Source organism: Singulisphaera chitinilytica, from assembly GCF_049331405.1.
Taxonomy (GTDB): domain Bacteria; phylum Planctomycetota; class Planctomycetia; order Isosphaerales; family Isosphaeraceae; genus PoT.
On sequence record NZ_CP186274.1, the window covers coordinates 6123096 to 6138610 of the forward strand.

Genomic DNA, 15515 nt, shown 5'->3' on the forward strand with positions numbered 1-15515 from the left:
CGACTTCGTGCCAGTCTTCAATGACATCCTCGCATCCGAAGCGGTTCGAAACGAGTTTTGAGCGAACCTCAGGCCGGCTCCGGGTCCCCGCCGCGATCCGGCTCGAGACGTCCCCGAGTTAGTGCGGCTCGACCAGCCTCAACCCCAGGGCATCGCGTGCATCTCCGCTCGCGGGGAACCCGGCCAGGAGGCGATCGACGATTAACCAGTTCAAGCCTGCGTGTTGAGCGGGGGCGTCGCTGGAGCCGCACATTCTTGACTTTTGCGAGGGTGTCCTCATAAAATAGATTTGTGAGTCGCCCCTCATGTTTCGGGGCCTACGAGGCTCGCGGCGATTGCCTTGATAGCAAGGAGGTTCCGGCGATGAAACTCGATCCTCGCACGACGGCGCTGGTGATGATCGATCTGCAGAAGGGGGTGCTGAGGCGGGACGTGGCGCCGTATTCGGGGGCGGAGGTTCTTGGGAGGGCGACCGAACTGGCGGGGCGTTTTCGGGATGCGGGGGCGATGGTGGTCTGGGTCCGGGCCTGCTGGTCGAGGGATCTCGGCGATGCGCTGCGGCCGCCGGCGGATAAGCCGATGCCGATACCTGAGGGCGGATTCCCGGAGGATTTCGCGACGCTGCCCGAAGGGCTGCAGCAGCCGGGCGACTTCCTCATCACCAAGCGACAATGGGGGGCGTTCTACGGCACGGAGCTTGATTTGCAACTCCGACGCAGGGGCGTGCAAACGATTGTCCTGGGGGGGATCGCGACGAACCTGGGCGTCGAGTCGACGGCCCGGGCTGCGTGGGAACACGGGTATCGGCTCGTCATCGTCGAGGATACGACCTCGAGCTTCACCGCCGAGATGCATGATTTTGCGATCCAGCAGATCATGCCCCGAATCGCGATCGTCACGACCTCGGCCGCTCTCTCATTCAAGGATGAATAGATGCGAGACACGACCATCGCGGAGGCGAAGGCGAGGGGGCGAGAGAGCCTCTCGGCCGCGGTCGCGTTGCGACAATGGGGGCTCCTTGTCGTAGGGTCGGCGGGGCTCATCCTGATCATGCTCCGCGCGGGGCTCCCGGGGGCGTGGCTGCTCGGGCCGATGGTGGCCGGGATCGTCGTGGGCATGAACGGGGGTTCGATCCGGGTTTCGCCCCGGTTGCTGGTCGGGGCCCAGGCGATCATGGGGTGCATGGTCGCCGGCCTGGTCACAAGGTCGGTCCTGGCGATGTTCGCCCGGCAATGGCCGATGTTTTTGGCCGTGACGTTCTCGACGCTCCTTGCCAGTAGCGCGATCGGCTGGCTCCTGCACCGTCGTCGGCTCTTGCCGGGGACGACGGCGATCTGGGGGCTCTCGCCCGGGGCGTCATCCGCGATGATGCTCATGGCTGAATCTCACGGTGGCGACCCCCGGCTCGTCGCCTTCATGCAATATATCCGGGTCATCTGCGTGGCGTTCCTGGCCTCGTTGATCGCACGCTTCTGGATCGGGAGCACCGGGGCCATCCGGCACGAGCCGGTCTATTTCCCGGCCTTGCGACTGATCCCGTTCGTCGAGACCCTGGCGATCGGCGGGGGCGGAGTGTTGCTCGCGCGTTGGCTCAAGATCCCCTCGGGCGTCCTGATCGTGCCGATGGTGGGCGGGGCGATCCTCCATGGGGCGGGCGCCGTGGAGATCGAACTGCCCCCTTGGCTCCTGCTGGGGACGTTCGCGTTGCTGGGCTGGAGCGTCGGCCTCCAGTTCACGAGGAGCGGCCTAGTCCACGCTGTCCGATCCCTCCCGACGATGCTCGTCGCGATCGCCGCTCTCATCGCCTTCTGCGGCGGGTCCGCCCTGCTCTTGCACCGAGTCGCCGGCACCGAACTCCTCACCGCGTACCTCGCCACGAGCCCCGGCGGCGTCGACGCCGCGGCCGTGATCGCGGCCTCCACCGACGTCGACCTTCCGTTCGTCATGGGATTGCAGACCGTCCGACTGATCGTCGTCCTTTGCTTTGGACCAACGCTTGCGAAGTTTGTCGCCGCACGTTCGATGATCGACGATGTCGGATCATGATGCTGGTTATGCCATAATATAGATTGGCATTTGGTGTATACGCCGGTTACTTATCATCCATGATGCCGTGAGCTGCTTCGCGTTATCTCAGAGAGCGGCCGAACCCGCACTCTCTTGACTCCACGGTCCGAGCCGCGGAACATGCGGTTTCGTCGCAGCACCGGGACTCAAGAGAGAGTGGGATGACGATGATCGGATTCGCGAGGGCTTGCCTGCTGGCGTTGGGTATCGCCGGGGCGTTCGTATCGGGTGCGAGGGCGGACGACGGCTTCCGGGTCGGGGCCGGCGAGCGGGACATCACGCCGCCGAGCGGGGTGCCGATGTGGGGGTACAGCGCCCGGCACGACTCCCCCGCCGAAGGGGCGCTCGACCCGCTGAGGGCCAAGGCGATCGTCATCGCGGCGGGGGCCGACAAGGTGGCCCTCGTGGGGATCGACCTCGGGCGCGGGCCGACCGCCGCCATGATGAAGGAGATCCGCAAGGAGATCGCCGGGAAGGCCGGGATCCGCCACGTCCTGATCTCGGGGAGCCACACCCACCACGGCCCCGTCCTCGAACTCACCGACGAGGAAGGCCTCGGCAAGGGCAAGTTCGACGTGGCCTTGGCGTATACCAGGAAACTCCCGGGCCTGCTGGTCGAGGCGATCCTCGAGGCCGACGCGCATCTGAAACCGGCGAAGATCGGCGTGGGTTCGGAGTCCCTGAATCTGAACCGGAACCGCCAGAGCAAGCGAGAGCCCAAGCCCACCGACCCCAATCTCGGCGTCATCCGGTTCGACGACCTCGAGGGCAAGCCGATCGCGGTCCTCGTAAACTTCGCCGCGCACCCGGTCATGACGGATACGAAAATCCTCAAGTATTCGGCCGATTATCCCGGGTTCCTCAAGGATAAGGTGGAGGCGGAACTCGCCGCGAAGTGCGTCTTCATGCAAGGGGCGGCGGGTGACATGAGCACGAACGTCGGCGACGGGCCAACCGGTCCCAAGGGCTTCGGCGAGACGCTGGCCGGCCACGTCATTTCCCTGGCCCGCTCGATCAAGACCGAGATCCCCAAGACTCCCTCGTTGAAGGGTATGGTCGACGAGTTCAAGTTCGCCACGCGAATCGACCTTCACGATCCGAAGGTCTCCGGCACCTATGAACGGGCCTTCTTCCCCGAGCTCAGCCGCAACTATGTCAAGCAATTCGGCGAAGGCCTCACGGCCGAACTCGATACGGTTCTCATCAACGGCGACCTCGCCCTCGTGGGCGCTTCGGGCGAGTTCTTCTGCAACCACGCGAATCGGCTGAAGGCCCGTTCGTACGTGAAGAACACCTTGTTCTTCGGCTACTGCAACGGCCACAGCATGTACTTCCCGACCATCGAGGCCGCGTCGGAAGGAGGCTACGGCGCCGATCCGGGTGTCTCCTTCGCCGAGGTCGGGGCGGGCGAGCAGATGATGGATCGGGCGCTCATCAACCTCTACAAACTCCAGGGGAAGTTCGCCGGCGAGTCGCGTTGAGCCGGTTACTCCCGGAAAAGGAAATTGATCCGTCATGGAAGGAACGTCTATGATTGTGTCGATCCCTTTGACTGTACTTTCCGTGAGAATGTATATGTCATGCTGCCAGGCTGAGCAGCCTGGCAGCGACGGCCTGAATCTCCTCCTCGGTGGCCCCCGGGCGTAGAACCGCGCGGATTTCCTCGCCCAGCAGCGCATGACGCCACGCCCGGCGCTTATCCGCGTGGCTCGGGCGACGCGACGGGCTGTCCCACGGCGAGGCCGAGCGGTCTACCAACTCCCCATCCTCCCTCGACCACGCCCACGCCTCGGTCAGGGTGAACGTCCACAGGCAGATGTGGAACGACCCGACGTTCGCACGGATCAACCGCACCTGCTGTTGCCCGGCCCCGACGACCTGCTTGCAGTCGCGGAAGGCGATCTCCAGGCTGAAGCGATCGGCCACCATCCCCAGGATCTCCGCCACGCTCGCCCGCGTGTCGGTGCAGAAGTACGCCCTCCATCCCTTCGGCTCGTCCACCAGGACCACCCGGATCGCGCCCCGGCCGGCCTCCAGGTCGCCGTGAACGTCTTGTAGCGGCTTGACCACATCTTCCCCGTAGAGCTCGAACGTGCCGGTGGACCAGCCACGACGCTGGCCGGCCCGCTTGGCCAGGTCGATCGCATCCGGGCCGTAGGTCGGGGCCGGGCCGCGTCGGCCCGGCGGCTTCGGCCCGGGCAGGGTCCGCAGGGCCGCATCCCTGCGGAGCCGGCTCACGACCGTCATACCCAGGGACTTCGCCGGCTTGAGGAACCCCTCTTGGCATAGGCTCCGTCGGCAACCACCCAGATCGGCAGGCCCAGCAGGTCGAGCCAGGACTGGGCCCATCGGAGCAGCTCGACGGCCATCTGCAGCTTGGTGCGGAACTCGGGCCGGTGCCGGGGGTCGATGGCCGGCAGGTCCGCCTTGCGGACGTAGAGTCGGGACAGCAGGGGCAGGGCCACGACGCCCCTGGCCGGGTGCGTCGCCAGGAGCCCGAGTACGACGAAGACGTGGCCGTAGACGTAGGGGAGCCGGCCGGGCCGGGGGTGGGGTTGTGATGGACGCCGGCCCCCTGGACGTGCGGGCCGTGCCGCTTCGTCGGGGTGTCATCCAGGGCGAGGACCAGCCGGGTGGACCCCGGAGCAGCGGCCTGACCGCCGCGATGAGCAGGCGTGCGGCGATGCGATCGGCCTCCTTGCCGGCGGCGGCCGCGGCGGTGTAGCAGGAGCGGAACTCGTCGCCGAGGCCGGCGGCGCGGATCCAGGCGGTGACGGTGCGTCGGCCGCGGGCGAGGACGGCGCCGAGGAGCAGGAGCGCGAGCCTCGGTGCGGTCCGGCGATCGAGGACGTCGGCGAGCCATGCGAACCACTGGCAAGGGGCGGGCGTCGGATGCGAGGATGTCATGGGGGCCGGCTCCGCTCGGGGTGTCAGGCAGTGTGGTAACCGCCATCGTCCCGCCCGGGCCGGCCCCCGTCTACTCGCCACATCTCAACCCTACGCATACTTCAAGTCGCGGAAAGTACAGCTTTGAGCATCTCCGGGAGGATCGGCCATGTCTTCATTGGCTCGCGGACTCTCGACGGCGCGACGATCGACCTGGGCCCTGGCGCTCTGCCTGACCGCTGGGGCGTTCGCGTCCGGGGCTGAACCCGAACCACAAACCGGGCCTCAGGATCCGGTCGGGGAGATCCTCCGGCGGGCCACCGAGTCGGTCCAGCGAATCACGACACCGGTCGAACAGGCCGACGCCTGGTTGCGGATTGGCCAGGCTCGGGCGAGGCGGCGTGAGAAGCAGGCCGCGAGCGAGGCCTTCGCCGCCGCGGCCGATGCCGCGGCGCAGGTCAAGGTCCGGGACATCGTCCTGAGCCGGAAGCCTCATCCGATCATCCAGGTCGCCGAGGCCCAGGCCGCGGCGGGCGAGCGTGAGGCCGCACACAAAACCTTCCTCCGCGGGGTCGACCTGCTCGCCGCCCCCGACTTCGGCCAGAGGCCCTGGGATTGGGGGAAGATCGTCCTGGCCCAGATCCGCACCCAGGGGCTTGATGCTTCGGCCTCGACGATCTGGCGATATCGCAAGTACGCCGAGGAAGGCCGCGCCAAGGATCGCGAGATCCTCAGGAGCCAGGTCCTCCAGGCCCGCGGCGACTTCTTCCAGATTACGTATCTCATGGCCTGGTGCGGCGACTATAAGGGAGCCGTCCATGACGTCCTGACCAGCGAGGACTTTCAAGGCCCCCTCACCGATCCCGAGGCCGTGCGCAGGGGATTCCTGGTCGAGCTGCTCAAGACCGTCCCGCGAAAGGACGGCGAGGCCGCGCGACCCCTCTTCGACGCCGCCCGCAAGGCCGTCGACGACGCGGGACTGCCCGGTCGCCCCGTGACGGGTGAGACGTACTGGTCGCGAGCCGATGATTACGGCACGATCGCCGAGGCCCTTGCGAGGATGGGCCGCTTCAAGGAAGCCCTCGAGACAATCTCCCAGGCTCCCAAGATCAAGGATCCGCCTCATCCCTTGGGAACGAGACGTGCGACGATCGCCCTCGCCTACATCCACATCGCCGACCTCCAGCGCGAGGCGGGCGACCTCGCCGGCGCGATCGCCTCGGTCGACATGGCCGTCCCCTTCTGCAGTGAGCGAGGCGGGCGAGTGCAGCCCTGGCCGGCTCATCTCGGTGTCGACGTCCTGGTGCGGGCGAAGGCTCTCGACAAGGCTCGAGACCTCACCGAGGTCATCTTCCCCGCCGACAAATCACCCGAAGTCGCCGATGTCATGAAGGCCGACCTCCTCGAGGAGATGGCTATAGCCGAGGCCGTCCCACATGGTCCCCAGGCCTCCCGCGTGACCTTCGACGCCGCCTTCCGCGAGGCCAACGCCTGCCTGGCCGCGGCCTTGCGCATCCCCGAGGAGCGTCGCCGCTACTGGACCAAGCCCGAGCCCGCCACGCACTCGGCGACGACCGCCGCCCGCATCCGGACACGCCTCGGCGACAAGGACGGGGCCCTTCGCGTCATCGAATCCCTGCCCAACGCCGAGATGCGCGACGAAGTGCGAAGAGGCCTCGCCATCGCCCGCGCCGAGGCAGGTCAATGGAACGAGGCCTTCGCGATCATCGGTTCCATCGAGGCCGACGCGATCCGGGATCGAGCCTGGATTGACGTCGGCGCCGAAGTTCCGGTCAGGGGCCCGGATGGTGGATCAAGATAGACGGGAGTGCCCCGGGATCACTTGCGGAGGTTGATCCGATAGGTGAGGCCGAGCTTGGCGATGCCGTTCGGCGGCGGGCTGAACAGGATCGAGGCCTCGGCGGTCTGGCGATAATCGAACTTACGTCCCGTGATCGGATCATTGGGGAGTGGGACGACGTCGACCTCGTCGAGCGACTTCGGCAGTCGCCCCGCGACGGCCCCGTGCAGGCGGAGGGCCTCCACCACGCGGAGAGCGGCGATTCTTCGGTCGGCGATGGCCTCGGAGGAGTGCCCGGTCTCCACGTTGGCGATGAGGCTGGAGAACAGCCGGAGCGGTCCCTGTTTCACGGCACGGAGCTGGCTCTTGCCCTGAGTGTAGACTTTCTGGGCCTCATGAATGGGGAGATATGTGGCCTTATACACCTCGTCATAAAGGTCGCGATATCTCATTCCATAGAACATCAGGATCATCTGATCGTCGTGGAGCCCGTCGAGCTTGCCGAGCTTCGACTTGAGGTCGTCGCGGGACTCGGGCAAGACCCACTCGCGGAACTTGTCCAGTTCCTTGGGGGTCGCATCGTCCTCGATCTGATACGCGGCGACCGTCTTGAGGATCCGCCCGTGGAACCTGGCCAGCCGCGCCGTCCACTCCGCCCCGGTGCGGGGCCGGTCGAGGTCGGTCATCTCGGGGAGAAGCCATTCGCACATCTTGTATTCATAGGTGACGGCCCGGCGTATGGGGATCAGGGGGGACGGCAAGGCGGTCAGGGTCCAGTAGAGGTTCGGTGCCCCGGGGCGCTCGACCAGCTCCTCGATCCGGTCGAGCATCATCGAGGCGGACGCGATGCCGACCAGGGTGTTGATCAGGAAGGGGCCTTCGCCGAGGTGTCGGCTGAGGGCCAGGCCGGTTTGGATCGTCCGCAATGCTTCGTCATGCTTTCCTTCGGCGATCTCCACGCGGGCCTTCAGGGCGACGAGGCGGGCCCAGTTCCGCAGGCTTTGTGCATCAGGGAGGAGGATGTCGATGACATGTTCACGCTCTTCGGGAATGGTGTAATTCCAGTTGCAGGTCTGCCGATGTGCGCCATATTCGATCTGCGCGAGCCTGACTCGCCATTGGTCGACGAGCTTCCGGGCCTCGGTCGTCGGGAATTGATCGAACGGTAAGGCGAGCAAGGCGTGGGGCTTCTCCGCCAGGATCTTGAGGCCCTCGGGGGAGTTCTCGGCGTTCAGCCGCAGGTAAATCGGGGCGGCATCGCCGGGGTTCAACTCGGCTTCGAGCGGCAGGAGCCGATGGCGGAGCGCCGGGACCGGGGCCGGCGAAGGGCTGAGGGCCAGAGACTTGACGGGCACCTCGTCGGCCGGCGCTCGGGACCCAACAAATAGCACGGCCAGGGCCTGGAAGCAGGCGAGGCGGATTCGGAGCGATAGTTGCATGGGTGATTCCTTGTTTATTCGTCTCTGGGACCATGACGGACGGGGGACGTCCATGCCTCGCCGCATGCGCTACGCCCCCGGCTTCCTGCGGGGAAAATCAGGTTTCGCGGCGGTCGAGGTTCAGAACTCGAAGGGGGCTTGCGCGTCCCTCACGCGGATAGGGATCGTCGGAGTCGATCCGGCCGTGCGCTCCGCACCGAGGATCTCTGCCAGGGGGCTCGGGTCATCCAGTCCCTCGGGGCGGACGTGGCGGCTCAGGGCGAGGTAGCTGGTCGTGGAGGCTTCGAAGGTCGGGCTGGGATCCGGCAAGGTCGGCGTCGGGCTGCGTTCTTGCTCGCGATCTCGGGCCGTCAGGCCAATCTCCAGGGCCTGGCGTCGGGACCGTTCATTGACGAAAAGCCCGGCCAGCCCAATCACCCCGACCAGTAGCAAGGCCGACGCCGCGAGGAGGAGCCGCTGGAGGCCCTCGCCCCGCGCCGAGGCCCTGCCCGCCTCGAAGAGCATCCGCTCGCGGTCGAGCGTGCCCGCGACGGGTTGGAGCCCCAGGAGTGGCCGTTCCAGGTCGTTCAACGCTCGCTCGGGGCCGGGGCCTGCTGTATCCATTGCCTTTCCAGCCTTTCGTTCAATCGGGCCAGCCCGGCCTGGTATCGCCGGTGGGCCGTCGTGACGGAGCAGTTCTGCAGCTTTGCGATTTCCTCGAACTTCAGCCCGCCCCAGAATCGCGCCACGATGACCTCACGCGTCTCCAGGTCGAGCTCGGCCAGGGATCGCGATGCGTCGAGGGCGTCGATGCGTTCGTCATCCGAGGTGAACCAGGCCCGATCTCCCGCCGGCGAGGAGGCCTCATGCTTCTGCCTGCGCCGGCGGTCCCTCGACGCGTTGATGGCCGTATTCCGCACCACGCGAAAGAGCCAGGGCACGACCCGATCGGGCGAAAGCCGCTGCCGGGCCAGCTTCACGAATGCGTCCTGGACCACGTCCTCGGGCGTATCGCACCACTGCCTGGCATAGAGCACGAGCGCGGGGCCATGCTCGTCAAACAGCCTCCCCAACCTCCCAGGCTCGATCCCTGCCATGCCCCCTCCGCCGTTACTCCCGCCGTCGAATCACATTCTCCGCCTTAACGACACCGCCGCCGCCGATTTTTTCCGCGGGCTCGAGGTTTCTCCCGCTCGTGGGGAATTCCGTGACGCCAGATTGGCATCAACCTGGGGGGGAAGGCTATATGGCCCGCCTTGACGCGAGCCAGGATGCCCTGGCGAAGTCAACGGCGAACGACTTCGGCTTCCCGATCCGCCACCAAGGGGTATGTGAAAACCTGGATTTTTGCCATTGCCCGAAGGGTGTGCCTTGCTATTGCAGCCTCTGGATTTCATGCATGCACTGGATTCGCGAGATATTCGATGAATGGGTATTAACTGGTAAGAATCCTTTCGGGAACGTGCCGGTGCCGATGGTGGAGCGGGGCCGAGATCATGGCGGGATGATACATCTGACATTCAGCGGATGAGTTGATAGTGATGGTTCTTGTCAGATGGTTTCCCGCAAGTGTTTCGCGGGACGGAGGACATATGGCGCGATTCTGGCGACGTTTTGGGGCCAATGCCCTTTTCATTTCGTGAAGTTCTCAAGTTTAGGATATCGCTGGTCGAATTAGGCCATTGCCCGAGGTACGGTCGCCGCTGACTGTGATCCCATTGGAGGGGAAATAATATGCAGTCAAACTCCAAGAGACGCAGGATTTATGCGCTGAGCGCCGCACTCTGCGTCGGCTCCGCATGGGCCGGCTATGCATGGGCGATTCAGGATGAAGTCGCTCCTGGGGAATTGCAGAAGTCCGACCTGGTCCCCGCGAGCCTCGCCCTCGACTCGAGTGGCAAATTAAGTCCCACGACACCAACAGGTTCACGCCTCCTCGAGGCGCCGCCGACCACGCCCGTCCCCCTTGAGGGCTCGTCCCTGAGGGCGGTGGCGCGGTTTGAAGGTAGCCCTAATCCCGGGCAGACGATCTGGCTCAAGGCCGATCGCTCGGAGGGAAATTGCGCGGGCTTTCGCTGGATACAGACCGCAGGTAAGAAAGTAAAACTGTCGAAGCCAGACCAAATGGCGGCCTCGTTCGTGATGCCGCACGACGAGCCCAGCCTCAGATTCCTCCTCGTGGTCTCGGGCCCCCAGGGGTCGGATACCACCGAGGTGGTCGTCGCCTCGGTGGGGGCGACGGCACCGAGTGGGCTGCATGCCGACGCCGGGGATGACCAACTCGCGCTCGTGGGCCGACAGGTCACACTGAATGGGTCGCGGAGCGAGTCGGACGGGCAGATCGGCTATCGATGGATTCAGACGGGTGGGCCGACGGTCCGATTCAAGCTGGAGGAGCAGTCGATCTTCGCCTTCACGCCGACCGTGCCCGGTATCTATCGCTTCGCCCTCGTCGTCGCCTCGGGCTCCGAGATTTCTCAGCCTGACGAGGTGATCGTGACGGTCGGCGCCGGGAACAGGATCGGTTCCTCGGCCGTCGATGCCGTCGCCGGGGAGCCGCAGGCGCAGGAACCGATGCCGACGCAAGAGATTGCGAGGTCGGCCCTCCTGTCGCTCCGAGGTGGCACCGAGGCCGCCGACCCGCTCGCCAGCATCTTCGAGGCGAGCGCGGACCGGATGAACCTCTATCGGTCGTATAGCGACGCGTTCAGCGAGATGTCACGCCGGCTGGATGACGTTTTGCCGAGCGACCCGTCGCACAAGAATCTCTGGATTGAGCGAGTCTTCAATCCGTTGACCGCGCAGACCGTCGAGGTCATGCGGGCCGAGGGGATCGACCTGCGGATGCCGGATTCCCGGAGCATGCCGCTGAGCCCCTCGCAGAAAGCCGCGCTCGCCGAGGAGTTCCGTCTCATCGCCGAAGGATTTCGGTCGTCAAATCGCGCTCGCTGAGCCTGAATTTCGACACGCATCGTCAGCCAGAGGGGTGACGATCCTCCCACCTAATATTCCGTGATGGAAAGGTTTGTCGATGCGATTCTTATGGCGCATGAGTTCAACGAGTTGGGCGATAGCCGCGGCGTGCGGGATGGCGTTGTCGGCCATCTCGGCCACGAACGCTCTCGCTCAGGCGTCGCAGGGTCAGGCCCCCGGCATCTGGACTCCCACCGCCCAAGCGATCCGGGAGACCGTGGATCGGGGTATTCCGACCATTTTGATCGTCACCTCTCGCACGTCGGCTAATTCCGTAGCGTTCTGCCGGCTCCTGGAGAAGACTCCCGAGGTCGCCGGCGTACTGCGATCGGTGCGCTTCGCGATAATGCCGGCCGAGACGTACGCGAGCCAGATAACGAAGCTCGGTATCAAGACCTTCCCGACGGTTATCGTTTATGCCAAGGGCAAGCAAGGCGCCCAGATCGCGGGGATGAAGGGGGGCTTCGCCGACGTTCGCGGGCTCTTCGAGTGGTTGGGCACCGTGAATATGGGAGGGACGCCCCCGAGCGCCCCCGCCGCCACGGCGGCAGACGCCGGGCGCGACCCGTCGGTCACGCGGACGGCCCACGATTATGACGGGCCATCGGCCCAGTCGTACCCGTCAGAGCAGGGATACAACCCTCCCTACGCGCCGCCGAAGCAGCCCCCGATGGCCCCGCCGGTGGCGCCTCCGCAACCGCCGCCCTATGTGCCGCCCCCCCAGCAGCCCGTTTATCAGGCCCAACCCCCGTCTCAATATGTCCCGGCCCCGGCGCCGTATTATGTGCAAACTCAGACGCCTGCCATGGTCGTCCAGCAGGCTCCTCAGCAGATCGTGTTGGCCCCGCCGCCGCCTCCGCAAGTGACGTTCGCGATGGCCCCGGCGCCCGTCTCTTATGCCCCCGCTCCCGCGCCCGCCCCGGCGCCCAATCTCTTCACCCAGCCGGCGCAAGCCCCGGCTCCGGCCCCTGCACCAGCGCCTGCTCCGGCCCCGGCGCCCGCCCCGGCTCCCATGTTCGCCCCTGCTCCGGCCTTCGCCCCAGCCCCAGCCCCGTCGTTCGCTCCCGCGCCGCAACCGATGCAAGCACCGGTTGCACAGGCCCCTGTCGCTCAGGCACCGGCCCCGACGGCGATGGTTCTGCAGGCACCCGGGTTGGTCGACAGCGTGCTGGGCTCGATCGGTGAGCACCTGGCCAGGCGGAAGAATCCCCGCCTGCAGATGGCTCCGGTGCCGATGCTCGCCCAGGCCTCCGTCGCGAATGCTCCGATTGGGCTGGCTCCCGCGGGATACGGCCAGGCTCCTGGCGCCTATGCCCAGGTGACGGGTTATGCTCCTTATGGCCCGCCGATCCCCGTCACGCCCGAGGGCACGTCATTCGCCCCGTGCAATACATTCCGGGCCCCGTGCAAGTATCACGGCGGGCCGTGCCCCGGGGCGAACGGATATACCCCGCCACCGCCCGACTATCCGACCGGATCTCCGCAGGATGCGCCCAGCCAGGGGCATGGGCAGAACCCTTTCCACTGGTTCCGCCGGAAGTGAGCCTGCAGGACACTCGGGCCTTCGCCGCAGGCCGCTCTCGGGTCATGGTTCGGGAGCGGCCTGATGTCGGTAAGGTTTGAACTGGCCTGAAGGCTGCTGAGCCTGCGGCATGCGACGCCGTGGGACTCGCGGCACGATCTTGGCGACGGTATCCATCAAATGCGTGTTGGAATTTGGGGAAATAAGTTGGGAAAATTTGAAGATAAATAAGTTTGTGGATGTTGATTTTTAACGTATGTTCTTCTGGCAGTCGTCTTACGTAAATTGATTAATTGACGTCGATGGTTTTGGATATCGTGAGTTCGAGTCTCCGCCCATATCCTACGAATCGAGGCGCAATCGAACGTGGGAGCGGGTATAATATCTGCGTTCCGTCGAAAGATCGGAACCCCGCTTTGAGTGTATAGGGACGACTTCAAACAACGGGGCTGGATTGGCTTCGCAAAAATAGACCGAACGGATTCAAGTCGGCAGCCGCGGAGGTCAATTCGATGGCGATGCATTCTCGATCGGTTGCAGTGAAGTCCTTATCTAGCCTCTTTGCCGTGTCTCTCGGGTTTGTCGGCTCGCCCGCTCTTGCTGGTGGTAAGCATAAGGCCCAGGGCGTGATTTACCTCGCGCCGCAAGCTCCCGTTGCGGGCACCTACGCCGCCGCCCCGGCCGCGGTCTACGCCGCCCCGGCCGTTGCAACCTACGCCCAGGCCCCGGTGGCCTATTCCGGCTACGCCCAGGCCCCGGTGGCCTATCCCGGCTACGCCCCGACCTACGCGGCCCCCACCTATACGGCCGTGAGCACGACGTCGGTCGCGACGGTTGCCAGTGCGCCTGTTGCTGGTAGTACTGTTGCAGCCGGAAATGCCCCGGCGGCTGTCGCCGGCTCCCGTCTCAAGGCGGTGGACCGTAGCGATATCGTGGAGGAGCTAAGGACCGAAATGAAGGAGAATGGCACTGGATCTACCCGGGATCGTCGCAAGTCTCTGCGGGATAGTGCCAGGACCAAATTTGCCGATTCGATCGGCGTCGAAGAGAATGAGTTGAATACGTTTGAAGAGCAAGATCTCGATGCAGTCACGAATTCGTTGATCGACTCATGGAATGTTGGTTCCGCTCCGGGATACTACATGCAGTCGGCCCCCGTCGCGGCCGCGTATCCCGTGAGCTATGCTCCCGCCCCGGCTCCGGTCTACTATCAGCAGGCCCCGACGGCCTACATCCAGCCTGTCGTCCCCGTCCCTCTCTTCGTGCCGGTCCAGCCGAAGCATCACCTCTTCAAGTGAGCTGACCGCCGGAAAGACACCAGGGCTCGTGGGCGATCGCCGGATCGTCCGCGAGCCTTTTTTGTTGGCCGGCAACCTGGACGCTTTGTGGGTTCGCGTCGACTGCTGCAACTCTTGGGACGACCTATCTTCGATTCCGGTAAGAAGTGGACTTGGGGCGTCTTGCGGCTATTTTGGATGGTCGAAAAGACGCGGCTCGGGGTCGCGGACGTGGATAGACCCTGGGCCGACGCTTCGGCGGATTCCCCCCATTGTTGACTTCCGGCGCCAGGCCAGGCCAGGCGCGGAGCGGAGCGTTTTTGATGAAGCTGAACTGGTTGCTGGTGTTCATGCCCATCGGGCTCGGTCTGGACTGGTTCGGCGCCAATCCCATCGTGGTGTTCCTGACGTCGGCCCTGGCGATTGTGCCGATGGCCAAGTTGATGGGAGATGCGACCGAGGTGCTCGCCGAGTACCTCGGGCCGACGATCGGGAGCCTGCTCAACGCCACGCTCGGGAATGCCCCCGAGATCATCATCGCTTCGTTCGCCCTCCGCGCGGGGCTCGTGGACATCGTGAAGTCGTCGCTCACGGGGTCGATCCTCGGGAACCTGCTGCTGGGGCTCGGGATCTCGTTCTTCCTGGGCGGGGTCAAGCACCGCAGGAATCAGGTGTTCGACTCCAAGGCGGCTCGGATGAGCACTGCCTTGATGACCTTGGCCTCGTTCGGCCTGATCATCCCGGCCGAGTCGCAATTCAACCCGGCGGCAACCCGGTCGATCAGCTTCGAGAGCGCGATCGTCCTGTTCGTGGTCTACCTGGCGAGCCTCGTCGCGATCTTCTGGAGCCAGAGGCCGCTGATCGGCAAGGACGGGGTCAAGGCGAACCTCAAGGAGGAGGCCGTCCGGCCGGATGAGGTGGCCGAGCATCCCGAGGTCGGCTGGAGCCGGAACCAGGCCATCGGGGTTCTTGCTGCCGTGACAATCGGCCTGGCAATCATGAGTGAGGTGTTGACCGGGGCCATCGAGCCCGCTTCGGAGAGCCTCAGGCTCAACCCGAGGTTCACCGGCGTCTTCATGCTCGCGCTCGTCGGCAACGCGGCCGAGCTCTTCAACGCCATCCGGTTCGCCCGCAAGGATCAGATGGACCTCTGCATCGGCATCACCGTCGGGGCGAGCGTCCAGGTGGGCCTGCTCGTGGCCCCGGTGCTCGTCTTCATGGGGGCGATCATGGGGAAGGACATGGACCTCGTCTTCTCCCCGCTCGAGCTGATCGCCATCGTCATGAGCGTCTACGTGACGCGGATCATGATCAACGACGGCGAGTCGACCTGGCTCGAAGGGCTGATCCTCATCGGCGTCTATCTCCTCTTCGCGATCGCCTTCCTGAACCACCCGTTCACCGAGACCCCCCACCCGAGCACCTTCCCCGCCGGGCCGCCCTCGGCCTCGGCGGAACCCGCAGCCTTCTTGCAAGATGAGGGAGCTTCCTGGGATCTCTCGAGGCCGGTTTTCGCCGACGCGTCATGGGCCCGCGACCCTCTGGCGGTCGGGCTGGGCTGAGTCCGAGAC

At 65.3% G+C, this 15515-nt stretch carries 12 protein-coding genes and 1 pseudogene; 9 read left to right on the forward strand and 4 right to left on the reverse strand.

Annotated features, from left to right (window positions below; all coding sequences use genetic code 11):
- The first annotated feature begins 363 nt into the window (after positions 1-363).
- From ACOYYX_RS24300 to ACOYYX_RS24310, 3 genes are all read left to right on the forward strand, one after another.
- Positions 364-933: a hydrolase gene (locus tag ACOYYX_RS24300; protein WP_422924534.1), complete on the forward strand. Its 570-nt coding sequence runs from the start codon at positions 364-366 to the stop codon at positions 931-933.
- Positions 934-2046, forward strand: a complete 1113-nt coding sequence (locus ACOYYX_RS24305) for an AbrB family transcriptional regulator (protein ID WP_422924535.1) — start codon at positions 934-936, stop codon at positions 2044-2046.
- Positions 2047-2228: 182 nt separating this feature from the next.
- Positions 2229-3548: a neutral/alkaline non-lysosomal ceramidase N-terminal domain-containing protein gene (locus ACOYYX_RS24310; protein ID WP_422924536.1), complete on the forward strand. Its 1320-nt coding sequence runs from the start codon at positions 2229-2231 to the stop codon at positions 3546-3548.
- Positions 3549-3645: 97 nt separating this feature from the next.
- Here ACOYYX_RS24310 and ACOYYX_RS24315 read toward each other — a convergent pair.
- Positions 3646-4974 (reverse strand): annotated as a pseudogene (locus ACOYYX_RS24315) (IS701 family transposase).
- A gap of 148 nt (positions 4975-5122) precedes the next feature.
- Between ACOYYX_RS24315 and ACOYYX_RS24320 the strand changes: the two are divergent.
- Entirely contained in the window at positions 5123-6775 is a 1653-nt protein-coding gene (locus ACOYYX_RS24320) for a hypothetical protein (protein WP_422924537.1), read from the forward strand.
- Between the two features lie 17 nt (positions 6776-6792).
- Here the strand turns inward: ACOYYX_RS24320 and ACOYYX_RS24325 are convergent, their stop codons facing one another.
- From ACOYYX_RS24325 to ACOYYX_RS24335, 3 genes are all read right to left on the reverse strand, one after another.
- Positions 6793-8193, reverse strand: coding sequence for a hypothetical protein (locus ACOYYX_RS24325; protein WP_422924538.1), 1401 nt, complete (start codon positions 8191-8193; stop codon positions 6793-6795).
- A 120-nt stretch (positions 8194-8313) separates the two neighbouring features.
- Positions 8314-8763 carry a hypothetical protein gene (locus tag ACOYYX_RS24330; RefSeq protein ID WP_422924539.1) on the reverse strand — a complete coding sequence of 150 codons (450 nt, stop codon included), beginning with the start codon at positions 8761-8763 and terminating at the stop codon, positions 8314-8316.
- Entirely contained in the window at positions 8760-9245 is a 486-nt protein-coding gene (locus ACOYYX_RS24335) for an RNA polymerase sigma factor (protein ID WP_422924540.1), read from the reverse strand. The genes ACOYYX_RS24330 and ACOYYX_RS24335 overlap by 4 nt, the downstream gene beginning before the upstream one ends.
- Positions 9246-9418: 173 nt before the next feature.
- Between ACOYYX_RS24335 and ACOYYX_RS24340 the strand changes: the two genes are divergently transcribed.
- From ACOYYX_RS24340 to cax, 5 genes are all read left to right on the forward strand, one after another.
- Entirely contained in the window at positions 9419-9703 is a 285-nt protein-coding gene (locus tag ACOYYX_RS24340) for a hypothetical protein (RefSeq protein WP_422924541.1), read from the forward strand.
- A gap of 593 nt (positions 9704-10296) precedes the next feature.
- The gene (locus ACOYYX_RS24345; protein WP_422924542.1) at positions 10297-11124 is read left to right on the forward strand and encodes a PKD domain-containing protein; all 828 of its coding nucleotides are present in this window, start codon (positions 10297-10299) and stop codon (positions 11122-11124) included.
- Positions 11125-11221: 97 nt separating this feature from the next.
- Complete coding sequence (locus tag ACOYYX_RS24350) at positions 11222-12688, forward strand: hypothetical protein (protein ID WP_422924543.1); 1467 nt, start codon at positions 11222-11224, stop codon at positions 12686-12688.
- Positions 12689-13179: 491 nt separating this feature from the next.
- The gene (locus ACOYYX_RS24355) at positions 13180-13965 is read left to right on the forward strand and encodes a hypothetical protein (protein ID WP_422924544.1); all 786 of its coding nucleotides are present in this window, start codon (positions 13180-13182) and stop codon (positions 13963-13965) included.
- 302 nt (positions 13966-14267) lie between these two features.
- Positions 14268-15506, forward strand: coding sequence for a calcium/proton exchanger (cax, locus tag ACOYYX_RS24360; protein ID WP_422924546.1), 1239 nt, complete (start codon positions 14268-14270; stop codon positions 15504-15506).
- Positions 15507-15515: the final 9 nt, after the last annotated feature.

Coding starts and splice junctions, on each gene's coding strand:
- ACOYYX_RS24350 (WP_422924543.1), top strand. CDS start 11,222: ATGAGTTCAACGAGTTGGGCGATAGCCGCGGCGTGCGGGATGGCGTTG.
- ACOYYX_RS24345 (WP_422924542.1), top strand. CDS start 10,297: ATGGCGGCCTCGTTCGTGATGCCGCACGACGAGCCCAGCCTCAGATTC.
- ACOYYX_RS24340 (WP_422924541.1), top strand. CDS start 9,419: ATGGCCCGCCTTGACGCGAGCCAGGATGCCCTGGCGAAGTCAACGGCG.
- cax (WP_422924546.1), top strand. CDS start 14,268: ATGAAGCTGAACTGGTTGCTGGTGTTCATGCCCATCGGGCTCGGTCTG.
- ACOYYX_RS24325 (WP_422924538.1), bottom strand. CDS start 8,193: ATGCAACTATCGCTCCGAATCCGCCTCGCCTGCTTCCAGGCCCTGGCC.
- ACOYYX_RS24310 (WP_422924536.1), top strand. CDS start 2,229: ATGACGATGATCGGATTCGCGAGGGCTTGCCTGCTGGCGTTGGGTATC.
- ACOYYX_RS24305 (WP_422924535.1), top strand. CDS start 934: ATGCGAGACACGACCATCGCGGAGGCGAAGGCGAGGGGGCGAGAGAGC.
- ACOYYX_RS24300 (WP_422924534.1), top strand. CDS start 364: ATGAAACTCGATCCTCGCACGACGGCGCTGGTGATGATCGATCTGCAG.
- ACOYYX_RS24320 (WP_422924537.1), top strand. CDS start 5,123: ATGTCTTCATTGGCTCGCGGACTCTCGACGGCGCGACGATCGACCTGG.
- ACOYYX_RS24355 (WP_422924544.1), top strand. CDS start 13,180: ATGGCGATGCATTCTCGATCGGTTGCAGTGAAGTCCTTATCTAGCCTC.